Consider the following 12,935-nt stretch of genomic DNA (forward strand, 5'->3'; position numbering starts at 1 on the left):
GCGGTCGATCTCCTGCCCGCGGGGGGCGGCGGGCCGACGGCTGACACGAACCCGGATCCGGCGGTCCATGGCGCCCTCCTCATGCTGCGCGGTGTCTCGTCCTGATCGTCCTGCCCGGCTCGGGCCGTGCCGAAGCCCACGAGCCCGCACGAAAACGGAAGTTCGGTCACTGGGACCACAGCAGCACGACCGGCCACCCCGGACGGCCGCTCCGGCCGGACGGCCGCGCCCGCGCCTTCCGACCCGCCCGACAAGCCGCCGCGACCGGCCACTTGACCCGACGGACCGTCGTGCGAGGTCCGGCCCGGCAGCAGCGGCGCGGGGTCCGGGGGGAGTTGGGCCCCGGCCGTTTTCCGGCCCCGGAGGCGAGCGAGGTGGGCGCACCACGAACCCCGACCCCACGCCCGAAGGCGGCTGACCGACCCCGTCACCACGCACGGACACACCACGCGCGGAGACAGCACGCCCGAAAGCACCACGCGCGGACGCAGGTGATCCAACCCCGCCCCACCGGTCCCCGGCCCCGAGCCGAGCCGACCGACGCGAAGCCGCCGCCAGCGGCTGCCGGCTGCCGGCTGCCGCCAGTCGCCGCCAGCCGCTGCTCAGAAGATGCAACGCGTCTCCTGGCCGGTTACTCTGAGTCATGTCGAGGTGGTCGACAAGCTCCTACGACGGCCTTCCGCCGGAGCCACGGTTCCACGGTTCCTTCGGGCGGGCGGCCCCGGACGGCGGCCTGGCTGTGCGGGAGACGTGATGGCGACGGTACGGGAGTGCAGCTTCGAGCTGCTGCGCTCGCTTGGCATGACGACGGTGTTCGGCAATCCCGGGTCGAACGAGCTGCCGTTCCTGGACGGACTGCCCGCGGGATTCCGCTATGTCGAGGGCCTGCAAGAGGCCGCCGTACTGGGCATGGCCGACGGATACGCGCAGGTGACGGGCCGTGCCACGCTGGTGAATCTGCACGCGTCGGCCGGGCTGGGCAATGCCCAGGGGATGCTGGTGAACGCCCGTACGGCGGGCTCGCCGCTGGTGCTGACGTCCGGGCAGCAGGTGCGGGCGGCGCTGCCGGTGGAGCCGCTGCTGACGATCGTCGACGCCACCGTCCAGCCCCGCCCGCTGGTCAAGGGCAGCTGGGAACCCGCCCGGCCGCAGGACGTACCCGCCGCGCTGGCGCGGGCTGCCCGGCTCGCGGTGCTGCCCCGGTCCGGGCCGACCTTCGTCTCCGTACCCCTCGACGACTGGGCGGCCCGAGCCGACGACGCCGAAGCGGTCCGGCTGCTGGGCGGCCGGACGATCGCCACCCGCTCGGCGGCCGACCCCGAGGCCCTGGCCCGGCTCGCCGAGCGGTTGGCGCAGGCCCGCAACCCCGTGCTCGTCGTGGGAGAGGACACCGACGCCTGCGGCGGCTTCGACCTCGCGGTCCGGCTCGCCGAGCGCCGTGCCCTGCCCGTCTGGCACGCCCCCTCGCCCTACCGGTGCGCCTTCCCGACCCGGCACCCGGCCTTCCGCGGCCTGCTCACCCCGGGCCAGGCACCCCTCGCCCGGCAGTTGGACGGCCACGACCTCGTCCTGGTCGTCGGCGCGCCGGTGTTCCGCTACCACCCGTACCTGCCCGGCCCCGTCGTCCCCGACGGCGCACAGCTGGTGCTGGTCACCGCGGACACCGACGCGATCGCCCGCGCCCCGGTCGGCGACGCGGTCCTCGGCGACCCGGCGCTGGTCCTGCGCCGGCTCCTCGACATGCTCCCGCAGGCCGACCGGCCCGCGCCGGAGCCGCGCGCGGCGCCCGAGCCGGCCCGGGGACCGGGTCTGGGCCCGGAAGTGATCGCGGACATCGTCGCGCGGGTCATGCCGGACGACACCACGGTCGTCTGGGAGTGCCCCGTCATCGAGGCGGCGCTGTGGCAGCGCATGCCCGTCACCCGGCCTGCTCAGTGGTTCGGTCCCGGCGGCGGAGGACTCGGTTTCGGCATGTCCGCCGCCGTCGGCGTCCAGCTCGCCCGCCCCGGCGCTCCGGTCCTGGCCGTCGTAGGCGACGGTTCCGCCCAGTACACCCTCCCCGCCCTGTGGACCGCGGCCCAACTGAACCTCCCCGTGACCTGGCTGATCGTCAACAACGGCGCGTACGCCGTCCTCAAGGACTTCGGCCGCCTCCTGAACACCCCCGGCTCCCCCGGCCTCGACCTGCCCGGCATCGACCACGTCGCCCTCGCCGCCGGTTACGGCGTCCGCGCCGAACGCGCCACCGACGCCACGGCGCTCACCGACCTGCTCTACTCGGCCCTGCGCTCCCCGGACCCGGTCCTGGTCGACGCCCCGTTCAACCACCGCGGGAGGTGACGGACTTCGCCCGCGGTTCGTACGGGTTCACCCGAAGGGAGAACGGCCGACCGCAGCAACGGCCTCGGACGGGGACGCGGCCACCGGCTCGGCCGTCCGCTGCGTTCAAGACGCCAGGCGGTCGGCGGGTGACATCTGGTCCGTGGGGGCGCGGACCCGGCCCGGCTCCGGCCCCTCGGCGGGATCACCCCGGCCGGACGGCCCGCCGGACCCCGCCGCGCAGCGGCCTCCGCCCACCGGTCCGGCCGCGGGTCCTCTGCCTGTTCCCAGGATCTTGGACTGAATGAATGAACGGGGACCGCGGCGCTGGCGTGGCAGCCCCCGCCCCTACGTTTCCGCAGCTAGAAACGGTCCTGCCGCACGTGTGGTGGTGGGGCGGGTGGGACTCGAACCCACGGCCGACGGATTATGAGTCCGCTGCTCTAACCGGCTGAGCTACCGCCCCATAGCGGCGTGTCGCGTACAAGTGTGCGCGCCGTCTGCCGCAGCATAGCCGCTCATACGATCTCCTGCCTCGGATGGTCGGCTCTACATGACCTTGAGGACTCCCCTTCGGACCGGACGGTTCCCGGGACACGGAACAGACATGAAAAAGGACCCCTACGGGGTCCTCGTTCAGCATGCTCCCCCGACTGGACTCGAACCAGTAACCTGCCGGTTAACAGCCGGCTGCTCTGCCAATTGAGCTACGGAGGACCGAGCTCCCCCGACTGGACTCGAACCAGTAACCTGCCGGTTAACAGCCGGCTGCTCTGCCAATTGAGCTACGGAGGAATGCCTCGTTGCATCGAACGTACCCACCCGGGTATCCGCCAGGGGGCGCGCGCTCGCTGCGACACATAGATTAGCGCAAGCAGGGGGGTGCTCCGCCAATCGGTAGTCTCCTGCGCCGAATGCCGCACCAGCAGACCTATGCAAGGGAAGGGTGGCCGCCATGCGCTACCGGCTCACATTCGTCGCAGGACTCGCCCTGGGCTACGTACTGGGCACCAGGGCCGGCCGCGAGCGCTACGAGCAGCTGAAGAAGTCCGCTCGGCAGTTCGCGCAGAACCCCGCCGTCCGCAACACCGCGGAGACCGCGGCCCAGCAGGGGCGGCAGATCGCGGGCCGGGCGCTGCACACGGTGAGCGACAAGGTCGGCGACCGCATGCCCGACTCGGTGGCCCACCGGGTCCGCACCCTCCGCGACCGCACCACAGCCACCTCCGGCGAGGACGACTGGGGCACCAGCAACACCTAGCCCGCAGGGCCGCGGGGGAACCGCGCCCCCGACCACGCCCCACCCACACCCCGCACAACCCCCGCGACCCACCCCCCAGGGGCGCGGGGAACCGCGCACCCCACCACGCCCCACCCACACCCGGCACAAAAGCCGCACCCCACCCCCTCAGGGGCGCGGGGAACTGCGCAACCAGCCACAACCCACCCGCACCCGGCACGACAGCCGTACCCCACACCACTCCCCCGCCCCCACGACACCCCCACCCCACCGCCCCCGGCCAAAGCACGCGCAGCGATACGGCAGAATTCGGTCCATGGGGATAGTCGCCGGCCTGGACAGCTCGCCCGATTTCACGCGCATCGTCGTCTGCGACACGGACACGGGAGCCGTGCTCCGGCAGGGCTATGCGCCGCACCCCGTGGAGAACGCCGACGGTGGGCGCCCTTCCGACATCGACCCGCAGGCGTGGCTGCTCTCCCTCGGGGAGGCGGCCGGCGGCGGGCTGCTGGAGGGCGTTCAGGCGATCGGCGTCTCCGCGCAGCAGAACGCGCTGATCCCGCTCGACGCACAGGGCAACACGGTGCGTCCCGCGCTGGTGGGCGGCGACAAGCGGGCGCAGGTCGCGGCGGCGGACCTGGTCGACGCGCTCGGCGGGCGGGAGGCGTGGGCGCAGGCGGTGGGCTGTGTGCCGCAGGCCGCGCAGCCGGTGACCAAGCTGCGCTGGCTCGCCAAGAGCGAATCCGACAACGCCGGGCGCACCGCGCTGCTGCTCCAGGCCCACGACTGGCTGGTGTGGCAGTTGCTGGGCCGGCCGGCCCGGCGGACCACCGACCGGGGCGGGGCCTCCGGGACCGGCTACTGGTCCGCGGCCACCGGTGCCTACCGGTCCGACCTGGTCGAGCTGGCGCTGGGTCATCAGGCCGCGCTCCCCGAAGTGATCGGTCCCGCGGACGCGGCCGGCCGGACACCCGAGGGGCTGCTGATCTCCGCCGGTACCGGCGAGACGATGGCCGCCGCCTTCGGGCTGGGTATCGGTCTGGGTGACGCGGTGGTGTCGCTGGGCGCCTCCGGCTCGGTGATGGCCGTCCATCCCGAGGCGCTCGCCGACCAGTCCGGGATGATCACCTCGCTCGCCGACGCCACCGGCCTGCACCTGCCGGTCGTCACCACTCTGAACGCCGTACGGGCCCTGCGCGGTACCGCCGAACTGCTCGGTCTGGACGGCCTGGATGCCCTGTCGGAGCTGGCGACGAAGTCGACGCCGGGGGCGCACGGGCTGGTGCTGCTGCCCTACCTGGAGGGCGAGCGGACCCCGCAGTTGCCGCACACCGCCGGGACCCTGGCGGGTCTGCGTCGGGAGTCGATGAAGCCGGAACATCTGGCGCGGGCCGCCTTCGAGGGCATGCTGTGCGGTCTCGCGGACGCGCTGGACGTGCTGCGCGGGCGGGGCGTGGAGGTGCGGCGGGTCTTCCTGCTCGGGGCGGCGGCGGAACTGCCCGCGGTGCAGGCCGCGGCGCCCTCGCTGTTCGGCACCCAGGTCGTGGTGGTGCGCCCGGCCGACTACGCCGCGATCGGCGCCGCCCGGCAGGCCGCCTGGGCGCTGGGCGTGTCCCAGGGCACGCTCGACCCGCGTACCCCGCCGGTCTGGCAGGACGCGGAGGCACAGACCCTGGAGCCGGGTGACGACCTGGCCGTGGGGCAGGCGGTGCGGCAGCAGTACGTATCGGTACGGGAACAGCTCCACCCCGGGGCATTTCAGGCATAGCGGGCGAACTTTGCTCATTCTCGACCCGAGCCGGTGCCGCAACTGGATTAATCGGTTGAGGTAACGCGGGTGGAGTGTCCGACGATAGGGGCCAAGGGCGCACCGACCCGCCCACCGCCGACTCCGAGAGACCCAGCGTGCTCATACGACTTCTGCGAACCTATCTGAGGCCCTACAAAAAACCGATAGTCCTCCTGGTGCTGCTGCAACTCCTGCAGACCTGCGCCACCCTCTACCTGCCCACACTCAACGCGCACATCATCGACAACGGCGTCGTGACGGGTGACACGGGTTACATCCTGTCCTTCGGCGCGCTGATGATCGGCATTTCACTCGCCCAGGTCGTGTGCAACATGGGCGCCGTCTACTACGGCGCGCGAACCGCGTCCGCGCTCGGCCGGGACGTGCGGGCCGGCATCTTCGACAAGGTGCAGTCCTTCTCCGCGCGTGAGGTCGGCCACTTCGGCGCGCCGTCGCTCATCACCCGTACGACGAACGACGTGCAGCAGGTCCAGATGCTGGTACTGCTGACGTTCACGCTGATGGTGTCCGCGCCCATCATGTGCGTGGGCGGCATCATCCTGGCGCTCGGCCTGGACGTTCCCCTGTCGGGGGTCCTGGTGGCGGTCGTACCGGTGCTGGGCATCTGTGTGACGCTGATCGTGCGCCGGCTGCGTCCGCTGTTCCGGTCCATGCAGACGCGGTTGGACACGGTGAACCAGGTGCTGCGCGAGCAGATCACCGGCAACCGGGTCATCCGCGCCTTCGTCCGGGACGAGTACGAGCAGGTCCGGTTCGGCAAGGCCAACGGCGACCTGACCGAGATGCAGTTGGCCACCGGGCGGATGCTGGCGCTGATGTTCCCGATCGTCATGACCGTGGTGAACGTGTCCTCGATCGCCGTGGTGTGGTTCGGCGCGCACCGCATCGACAGCGGCGGGATGCAGATCGGCGACCTGACCGCGTTCCTCGCCTATCTGATGCAGATCGTCATGTCCGTGATGATGGCCACCTTCATGTTCATGATGGTCCCGCGCGCGGAGGTCTGCGCCGAGCGCATCGAGGAGGTCCTGGGGACCGAGTCCAGCGTGGTGCCGCCGACGGCGCCGGTCACGGAGCTGCGCCGGCACGGGCATCTGGAGATCCGCGGGGCCGGGTTCCGCTATCCGGGTGCCGAGGAGTCGGTGCTGAGATCCATCGACCTGGTGGCCCGGCCGGGCGAGACGACCGCCGTGATCGGCTCCACGGGCAGCGGCAAGTCGACACTGCTCGGGCTGGTCCCGCGGCTGTTCGACGCCACCGACGGCGAGGTGCTCGTGGACGGCGTGGACGTGGCGAGCGTCGATCCGGCGCTGCTCGCGAAGACGGTCGGGCTGGTGCCGCAGAAGCCGTACCTGTTCGCCGGCACCGTCGCCACCAACCTGCGCTACGGCAATCCGGACGCCACCGACGAGGAACTGTGGCAGGCGCTGGAGGTGGCGCAGGCCAAGGACTTCGTGCAGAAGCTGGAGGGCGGCCTCGACGCGCCGATCGCGCAGGGCGGCACCAATGTCTCCGGCGGTCAGCGCCAGCGGCTGGCCATCGCCCGTACCCTGGTGCAGCGCCCGGAGATCTACCTCTTCGACGACTCCTTCTCCGCCCTCGACTACGCCACCGACGCGGCCCTGCGCGCCGCGCTCGGCCGGGAGACCTCGGAGGCCACCGTGGTGATCGTCGCCCAGCGGGTGGCGACCATCCGGGACGCCGACCGGATCGTGGTCCTGGACGAGGGCCGGGTCGTCGGCACCGGCCGCCACCACGAGCTGATGGCGGACAACGAGACGTACCGGGAGATCGTGCTCTCCCAGCTCACGGAAGCGGAGGCTGCCTGATGGCCGGGCCCATGGGACGCATGACGGCCGGTGCTCCGGACCAGCGGTCGATGGACTTCAAGGCGTCGAGCAGACGGCTCATCGCCCGGTTCCGGCCCGAGCGCTTCATGCTCTACGTCATGCTGCTGTGCACCGTCGTGAGCGTGGCCCTCAGCGTGATCGGCCCGAAGATCCTCGGCAAGGCCACCGACCTGGTCTTCGCGGGCATCATCGGCCGCCAGATGCCGGCCGGGGCCACCAAGGAGCAGGTGCTCCAGTCGATGCGCGAGCGGGGCGAGGGCACCGTCGCGGACATGCTGAAAAGCACCGACTTCACGCCCGGCAAGGGCATCGACTTCGACGCCGTCGGCAAGGTCCTGCTGTTCGCGCTGGGCACCTTCCTGGTGGCCGGTCTGCTGATGGCCGTGGTGACGCGGCTGGTGAACCGGGCCGTCAACCGGACGATGTACCGGATGCGCGAGGACGTGCAGACGAAGCTGTCGCGGCTGCCGCTGTCGTACTTCGACAAGCGCCAGCGCGGCGAGGTGCTCTCCCGCGCCACCAACGACATCGACAACATCGGGCAGACGCTCCAGCAGTCGATGGGGCAGCTGATCAACTCGGTGCTCACCATCGTCGGCGTGCTGGTGGTGATGTTCTGGGTGTCGTGGCTGCTGGCGCTGGTCGCGCTGGTCACCGTGCCGCTGTCGTTCGTCGTCGCCACCCGGGTCGGCAAGCGCTCCCAGCCGCACTTCGTGCAGCAGTGGCGCTCCACCGGCAAGCTGAACGCGCACGTCGAGGAGATGTACACCGGGCACACCCTGGTGAAGGTGTTCGGGCGGCAGGAGGAGTCGGCCAAGCAGTTCGCCGAGCAGAACGAGGCGCTGTACCAGGCCGGGTTCAAGGCGCAGTTCAACAGCGGGGTGATGCAGCCGCTGATGATGTTCGTGTCGAACCTGAACTACGTGCTGGTCGCCGTGGTCGGCGGGCTGAGGGTCGCCTCCGGCTCGCTGTCGATCGGTGACGTGCAGGCTTTCATCCAGTACTCGCGGCAGTTCTCGATGCCGCTGACCCAGGTCGCCTCGATGGCGAACCTGGTGCAGTCCGGTGTCGCCTCCGCCGAGCGGATCTTCGAACTCCTGGACGCGGAGGAGCAGGAGGCGGATCCGGTGCCCGGCGAGCGGCCGGCCGAGCTGCGCGGCCGGGTGGCGCTGGAGGACGTGTCCTTCCGCTACGACCCGGACAAGCCGCTGATCGAGGACCTGTCGCTGACGGTGGAGCCCGGCCACACGGTCGCCATCGTCGGCCCGACCGGCGCGGGCAAGACCACGCTGGTCAACCTGCTCATGCGGTTCTACGACGTGTCCGGCGGGCGCATCACCCTCGACGGCGTCGACATCGCGAGGATGTCCCGGGACGAACTGCGGTCCGGCATCGGCATGGTGCTCCAGGACACCTGGCTGTTCGGCGGCACGATCGCGGACAACATCGCGTACGGCGCGGCCCGCGAGGTCACCCGGGGCGAGATCGAGGAGGCGGCGCGGGCGGCCCACGCCGACCGGTTCGTACGCACCCTGCCGGACGGCTACGACACCGTGATCGACGACGAGGGCACGGGCGTCAGCGCGGGTGAGAAGCAGCTCATCACCATCGCGCGGGCATTCCTGTCCGACCCGGTGATCCTGGTGCTCGACGAGGCGACCAGCTCCGTCGACACCCGTACCGAGGTGCTGATCCAGAAGGCGATGGCGAAGCTCCAGCACGGCCGGACCTCGTTCGTCATCGCCCACCGGCTCTCCACCATCCGGGACGCGGACACCATCCTCGTCATGGAGAACGGTTCGATCGTCGAACAGGGCGCGCACACCGAGCTGCTGGCGGCGGACGGGGCGTACGCGCGGCTGTACAAGGCGCAGTTCGCGCAGGCGGTCGCCGAGGTCGACTGACCGGCCCGACACCGTCGCGGGGGCCGCTCACCGTCCGGTGAGCGGCCCCTTTCAGTCGAGGTAGCCCCGCAGTTGGTCCGCGAAGGCGTGGTCGCGGAGCTTGCCCAGGGTTTTGGACTCGATCTGCCGGATCCGTTCCCGGGTGACGCCGAAGATCCGCCCTATCTCCTCCAGGGTGCGCGGCCGCCCGTCGGCCAGGCCGTAGCGGAGCTGGACGACCTTGCGCTCCCGTTCGCCGAGCGTCGACAGCACCGCCTCCAGATGCTCCCTGAGCAGCAGGAAGGCGGCCGACTCCACGGGGCTCGCGGCGTCGCCGTCCTCGATGAGGTCACCGAGGGCGACATCGTCCTCCTCGCCGACGGGCGCGTGCAGCGAGACCGGTTCCTGGGCCAGCCGCAGCACCTCGCCGACCCGCTCGGGCGACAGGTCGAGGTGGGCGGCCACCTCTTCCGGGGTGGGCTCGTGGCCGCGTTCCTGGAGCATCCGGCGCTGCACCCGGACGACCCGGTTGATGAGTTCGACGACGTGCACGGGCACCCGTATGGTGCGGGCCTGGTCGGCGAGCGCGCGGGACATGGCCTGCCGGATCCACCAGGTGGCGTACGTGGAGAACTTGTAGCCGCGGGCGTAGTCGAACTTCTCCACGGCGCGGATCAGGCCGAGGTTCCCCTCCTGCACGAGGTCGAGCATGGTCAGTCCGCGGCCGATGTACCGCTTGGCGACGGAGACCACGAGCCGCAGGTTGGCCTCGATGAGCCGGCGCTTGGCCATCCGGCCCATGACCACCAGACGGTCCAGGTCGAGGGCCAACTCCTCGTCCACACCAGGGGTGTTGCCGAGCTTCTCCTCGGCGAAGAGTCCGGCCTCGACCCGGCGGGCGAGTTCGACCTCCTCGGCCGCGGTGAGCAGCGATATGCGGCCGATCTCGCGCAGGTACTGGCGGAACAGGTCCGAGGTGGGGCCGCCGGACTCGGCGCGGGCGGCGGGTGGTGCGCCGGACTCCGGCGCCTCGGCCGCGAGCGTCCCGGCGATTGTCCCGGCGAGTGTCCCGGCGAGTTCTGCCGGGGCCGTCGGCTCCGTCTCGGCGTGCAGCGCGGCACGGCTCTGCGCGGGCACGGCCGCGATGACGCCGGGCTCCGCGTCCGGCACCGCCTCCGGCACCGCGGTCGTGTTCGGCTCGGTCTGGGCGAGGGTCTGGGTCTGCACGGGGGCGACCTCCAGGATGATCGCTGCCGGGCGTGCGGCAGCGGTACTTCGGGGGCGGAGTCGACGGCCTCGCCGCTGTCCGTCCCGTACGTGATGAGCGGAACCGCGGGGATGTGGGACCCGTGGGGGACGGATCTGCCGCGCTCCGAGGACTCAGGCACCGCACCCCAGTGTGGGGTACGACACATCTCTGCCACGAGGGGCGTGCGGTGACTTTTTGCGTCCGGTCCGTGACCGGGCGATTACTCAGCTCGTTCGACCATCGGACTCACGGCCGGGGACACTGGGACCCGCTGAGCTAGGGCAGGATGAGGACAAGGGCGAGACCGAGGAACTGCGGCGGCGTCTTGAGGCGCTGGAGGCTCAGGTGAGCCAGTGGTGGCGGAGCACACCACGCCGCGTAACCTCGCCGTGGGCTCCGACAGTGACGTGGCCGCGCTACACGTGCAGCGGCGGGCCGACATGCAGGTGATCCGGGCCTTGCGGGACACGCAGTTGGAGCACGGCAAGACCCTGAAGGAGCACAGCGAACTGCTCGCAGCGCTCGTGACCGGGCAGGTCGCACAGGGCAAGGCTCTCGCCGATCACAGCGAAATGTCGCGGACCCTCGCAGCCGGACAGGCCGCGATCCTCGACCACCTCGGCATCACGCCGCCCGAGCCCCCGCAGGACTGACCCTCACAGCGCCGCCGCGCCCTGCACCTTCAGGGCCTGGTCGTACTGCTGGAGCACCCACAGCTCGTTGCGGGCGGCGGCCAGCTGGGCGGGGTCGCCGCCCGCTTCCAGGCGGCGCACGGTGATCTGGATCTCCTGGATCCGCCGCTCCACCGCCCGGCGGCGGACGGTCACGAGTTGTTCGCCCGCGTACAGCTCGTCGACCGTGCGGCGCAGGATGGCCTCGACCGCCAGTTCCGTGACCATCGCGCGGACGGTGTCGTCCGGGGCCGCCTCGCGCACCCGCAGCAGGTACTCCTGCGGGTCCTGCACGCCGTGCTCGGCGCCGCCCGCCTCCATGACGGCCTCGCGGACGGCCGCGTACGGGGCGGCGGTGAACTCGTCGACGCCGTACGCGTCGAACGCCGGGGAGACCAGCTCAGGGCGTTGCAGGGCGAGTTTCAGCAGTTCGCGTTCGGTGGCGAAGACCGGGTTGCGCAGGGTGAGGGCGGGGCCGGAGCCGGTGCGGCGCGGGGCCGCCGCCTCGTACTGCTGCTGCGGGCCGCGGGCCGGCGCCGGGGACCGGCCGCTCCCGCCGCGCTCGCGCGCCCAGCGGGCCAGCTGGGCGACCCGCTTGACCACGAACTGGGTGTCCAGGATGCCGAGCATGCCCGCGAGTTCGACCGCGACCTCGTGCTGGGCGCCGCTGTTCTTGATGCGGGCGACGACGGGCGCGGCCTCGTCCAGGGCGGCCGCGCGGCCCGCGGGGGTGTCCAGGTCGTAGCGGGCGACGATCTGGCGGAGGGCGAACTCGAACAGCGGGGTGCGGGGTTCGGTCAGGTCGGCGACCGCCTCGTCGCCCTTCGCCAGGCGCAGCTCGCACGGGTCCATGCCGTCCGGTGCGACGGCGATGTACGTCTCGGCGGCGAACTTCTGGTCGTCCTCGAAGGCGCGCAGCGCGGCCTTCTGGCCCGCCGCGTCGCCGTCGAAGGTGAAGATGACCCGCGCCGAGCCGTTGTCCATGAGCAGGCGCCGCAGGATCTTGATGTGGTCGCCGCCGAAGGCCGTGCCGCAGGTGGCGATGGCCGTGGTCACCCCGGCGAGATGGCAGGCCATGACGTCGGTGTAGCCCTCGACGACCACCGCGCGGCTGGACTTGGCGATCTCCTTCTTGGCCAGGTCGATGCCGTACAGGACCTGGCTCTTCTTGTAGATCGCCGTCTCGGGGGTGTTGAGGTACTTGGGTCCGGTGTCCGCCTCGTACAGCTTGCGTGCGCCGAAGCCGACGACCTCGCCGCCGATGTCCCGGATCGGCCACATCAGCCGGCCGCGGAACCGGTCGATGGGGCCGCGGCGGCCCTCCTGGGAGAGGCCGGAGAGGAGCAGTTCCTTGTCGGTGAAGCCCCGGCCGCGCAGATAGCGGGTGAGGTGGTCCCAGCCCTGCGGGCTGTAGCCGACGCCGAAGTGCACGGCCGCCGCCTGGTCGAAGCCGCGCTCGGCGAGGAAGACCCGGCCGGTGTCGGCCTCGGGGCTGGTGGCGAGCTGTTCCGCGTACCACTGCGCGGCGACCTTGTGCGCCTCGACCAGGCGGATCCGCTCGCCGCGCTGGTGCGCGGGGTTGTACCCGCCCTCCTCGTAGCGCAGGGTGAGGCCGGCCTGGGCGGCGAGGCGCTCGACCGCCTCCGAGAAGGAGAGGTGGTCGACCTTCATCACGAACGTGATGGTGTCGCCGCCCTCCTGGCAGCCGAAGCAGTGGAAGAGACCCTTGCTCGGACTGACCTGGAAGGACGGCGACTTCTCGTCGTGGAAGGGGCACAGGCCCTTCAGGTTGCCGCCACCGGCGTTGCGCAGCTGGAGGTACTCGGACACCACGGCGTCGATCGGGACCGCGTCCCGTACCGCCTTCACGTCCTCGTCGTTGATCCGTCCTGCCACGCGGTGATTCTACGGTG

At 71.4% G+C, this 12,935-nt stretch carries 8 protein-coding genes and 3 tRNA genes; 6 read left to right on the forward strand and 5 right to left on the reverse strand.

Translation table 11 applies throughout. The features are described 5' to 3' along the window. Positions 1-753: 753 nt before the first annotated feature. Positions 754-2,340 carry a benzoylformate decarboxylase gene (gene mdlC, locus ACFY2B_RS30620; protein WP_390766309.1) on the forward strand — a complete coding sequence of 529 codons (1,587 nt, stop codon included), beginning with the start codon at positions 754-756 and terminating at the stop codon, positions 2,338-2,340. 368 nt (positions 2,341-2,708) lie between these two features. Here mdlC and ACFY2B_RS30625 read toward each other — a convergent pair. The 3 genes from ACFY2B_RS30625 to ACFY2B_RS30635 all read right to left on the reverse strand — a co-directional run bounded on the left by ACFY2B_RS30625 (position 2,709) and on the right by ACFY2B_RS30635 (position 3,114). Beyond that, positions 2,709-2,785: transfer RNA gene (locus ACFY2B_RS30625), tRNA-Ile, on the reverse strand. 178 nt (positions 2,786-2,963) lie between these two features. Beyond that, positions 2,964-3,036 (reverse strand) — tRNA-Asn (locus ACFY2B_RS30630). A 5-nt stretch (positions 3,037-3,041) separates the two neighbouring features. Continuing rightward, a tRNA-Asn gene (locus ACFY2B_RS30635) sits at positions 3,042-3,114 on the reverse strand. A 160-nt stretch (positions 3,115-3,274) separates the two neighbouring features. Between ACFY2B_RS30635 and ACFY2B_RS30640 the strand changes: the two genes are divergently transcribed. The 4 genes from ACFY2B_RS30640 (at position 3,275) to ACFY2B_RS30655 (ending at position 9,123) form a co-directional block, all read left to right on the forward strand. Continuing rightward, positions 3,275-3,580, forward strand: coding sequence for a YtxH domain-containing protein (locus ACFY2B_RS30640; RefSeq protein WP_376531583.1), 306 nt, complete (start codon positions 3,275-3,277; stop codon positions 3,578-3,580). Between the two features lie 295 nt (positions 3,581-3,875). Continuing rightward, positions 3,876-5,327 carry an FGGY family carbohydrate kinase gene (locus ACFY2B_RS30645; RefSeq protein ID WP_390766310.1) on the forward strand — a complete coding sequence of 484 codons (1,452 nt, stop codon included), beginning with the start codon at positions 3,876-3,878 and terminating at the stop codon, positions 5,325-5,327. 137 nt (positions 5,328-5,464) lie between these two features. After that, entirely contained in the window at positions 5,465-7,198 is a 1,734-nt protein-coding gene (locus ACFY2B_RS30650) for an ABC transporter ATP-binding protein (RefSeq protein ID WP_390766311.1), read from the forward strand. Next, a complete protein-coding gene (locus tag ACFY2B_RS30655; protein WP_390766312.1) occupies positions 7,198-9,123 on the forward strand; it encodes an ABC transporter ATP-binding protein in 1,926 nt (641 codons plus the stop codon). Before ACFY2B_RS30650 ends, ACFY2B_RS30655 begins: the two co-directional genes overlap by 1 nt. 51 nt (positions 9,124-9,174) lie before the next feature. Here ACFY2B_RS30655 and ACFY2B_RS30660 read toward each other — a convergent pair whose 3' ends face one another. Then, complete coding sequence (locus ACFY2B_RS30660) at positions 9,175-10,464, reverse strand: sigma-70 family RNA polymerase sigma factor (protein ID WP_390766352.1); 1,290 nt, start codon at positions 10,462-10,464, stop codon at positions 9,175-9,177. 243 nt (positions 10,465-10,707) lie between these two features. Here ACFY2B_RS30660 and ACFY2B_RS30665 point away from each other — a divergent pair, with 243 nt between their 5' ends. Beyond that, positions 10,708-11,004 carry a hypothetical protein gene (locus ACFY2B_RS30665; protein ID WP_390766313.1) on the forward strand — a complete coding sequence of 99 codons (297 nt, stop codon included), beginning with the start codon at positions 10,708-10,710 and terminating at the stop codon, positions 11,002-11,004. A 3-nt stretch (positions 11,005-11,007) separates the two neighbouring features. Here the strand turns inward: ACFY2B_RS30665 and dnaG are convergent, their stop codons facing one another. Continuing rightward, positions 11,008-12,918 carry a DNA primase gene (gene dnaG, locus ACFY2B_RS30670; protein WP_390766314.1) on the reverse strand — a complete coding sequence of 637 codons (1,911 nt, stop codon included), beginning with the start codon at positions 12,916-12,918 and terminating at the stop codon, positions 11,008-11,010. Between the last annotated feature and the right edge of the window lie 17 nt (positions 12,919-12,935).

The organism is Streptomyces sp. NPDC001270, assembly GCF_042896695.1.
Taxonomy (GTDB): Bacteria; Actinomycetota; Actinomycetes; order Streptomycetales; family Streptomycetaceae; genus Streptomyces.

Coding starts and splice junctions, on each gene's coding strand:
- ACFY2B_RS30645 (WP_390766310.1), top strand. CDS start 3,876: ATGGGGATAGTCGCCGGCCTGGACAGCTCGCCCGATTTCACGCGCATC.
- ACFY2B_RS30640 (WP_376531583.1), top strand. CDS start 3,275: ATGCGCTACCGGCTCACATTCGTCGCAGGACTCGCCCTGGGCTACGTA.
- ACFY2B_RS30655 (WP_390766312.1), top strand. CDS start 7,198: ATGGCCGGGCCCATGGGACGCATGACGGCCGGTGCTCCGGACCAGCGG.
- mdlC (WP_390766309.1), top strand. CDS start 754: ATGGCGACGGTACGGGAGTGCAGCTTCGAGCTGCTGCGCTCGCTTGGC.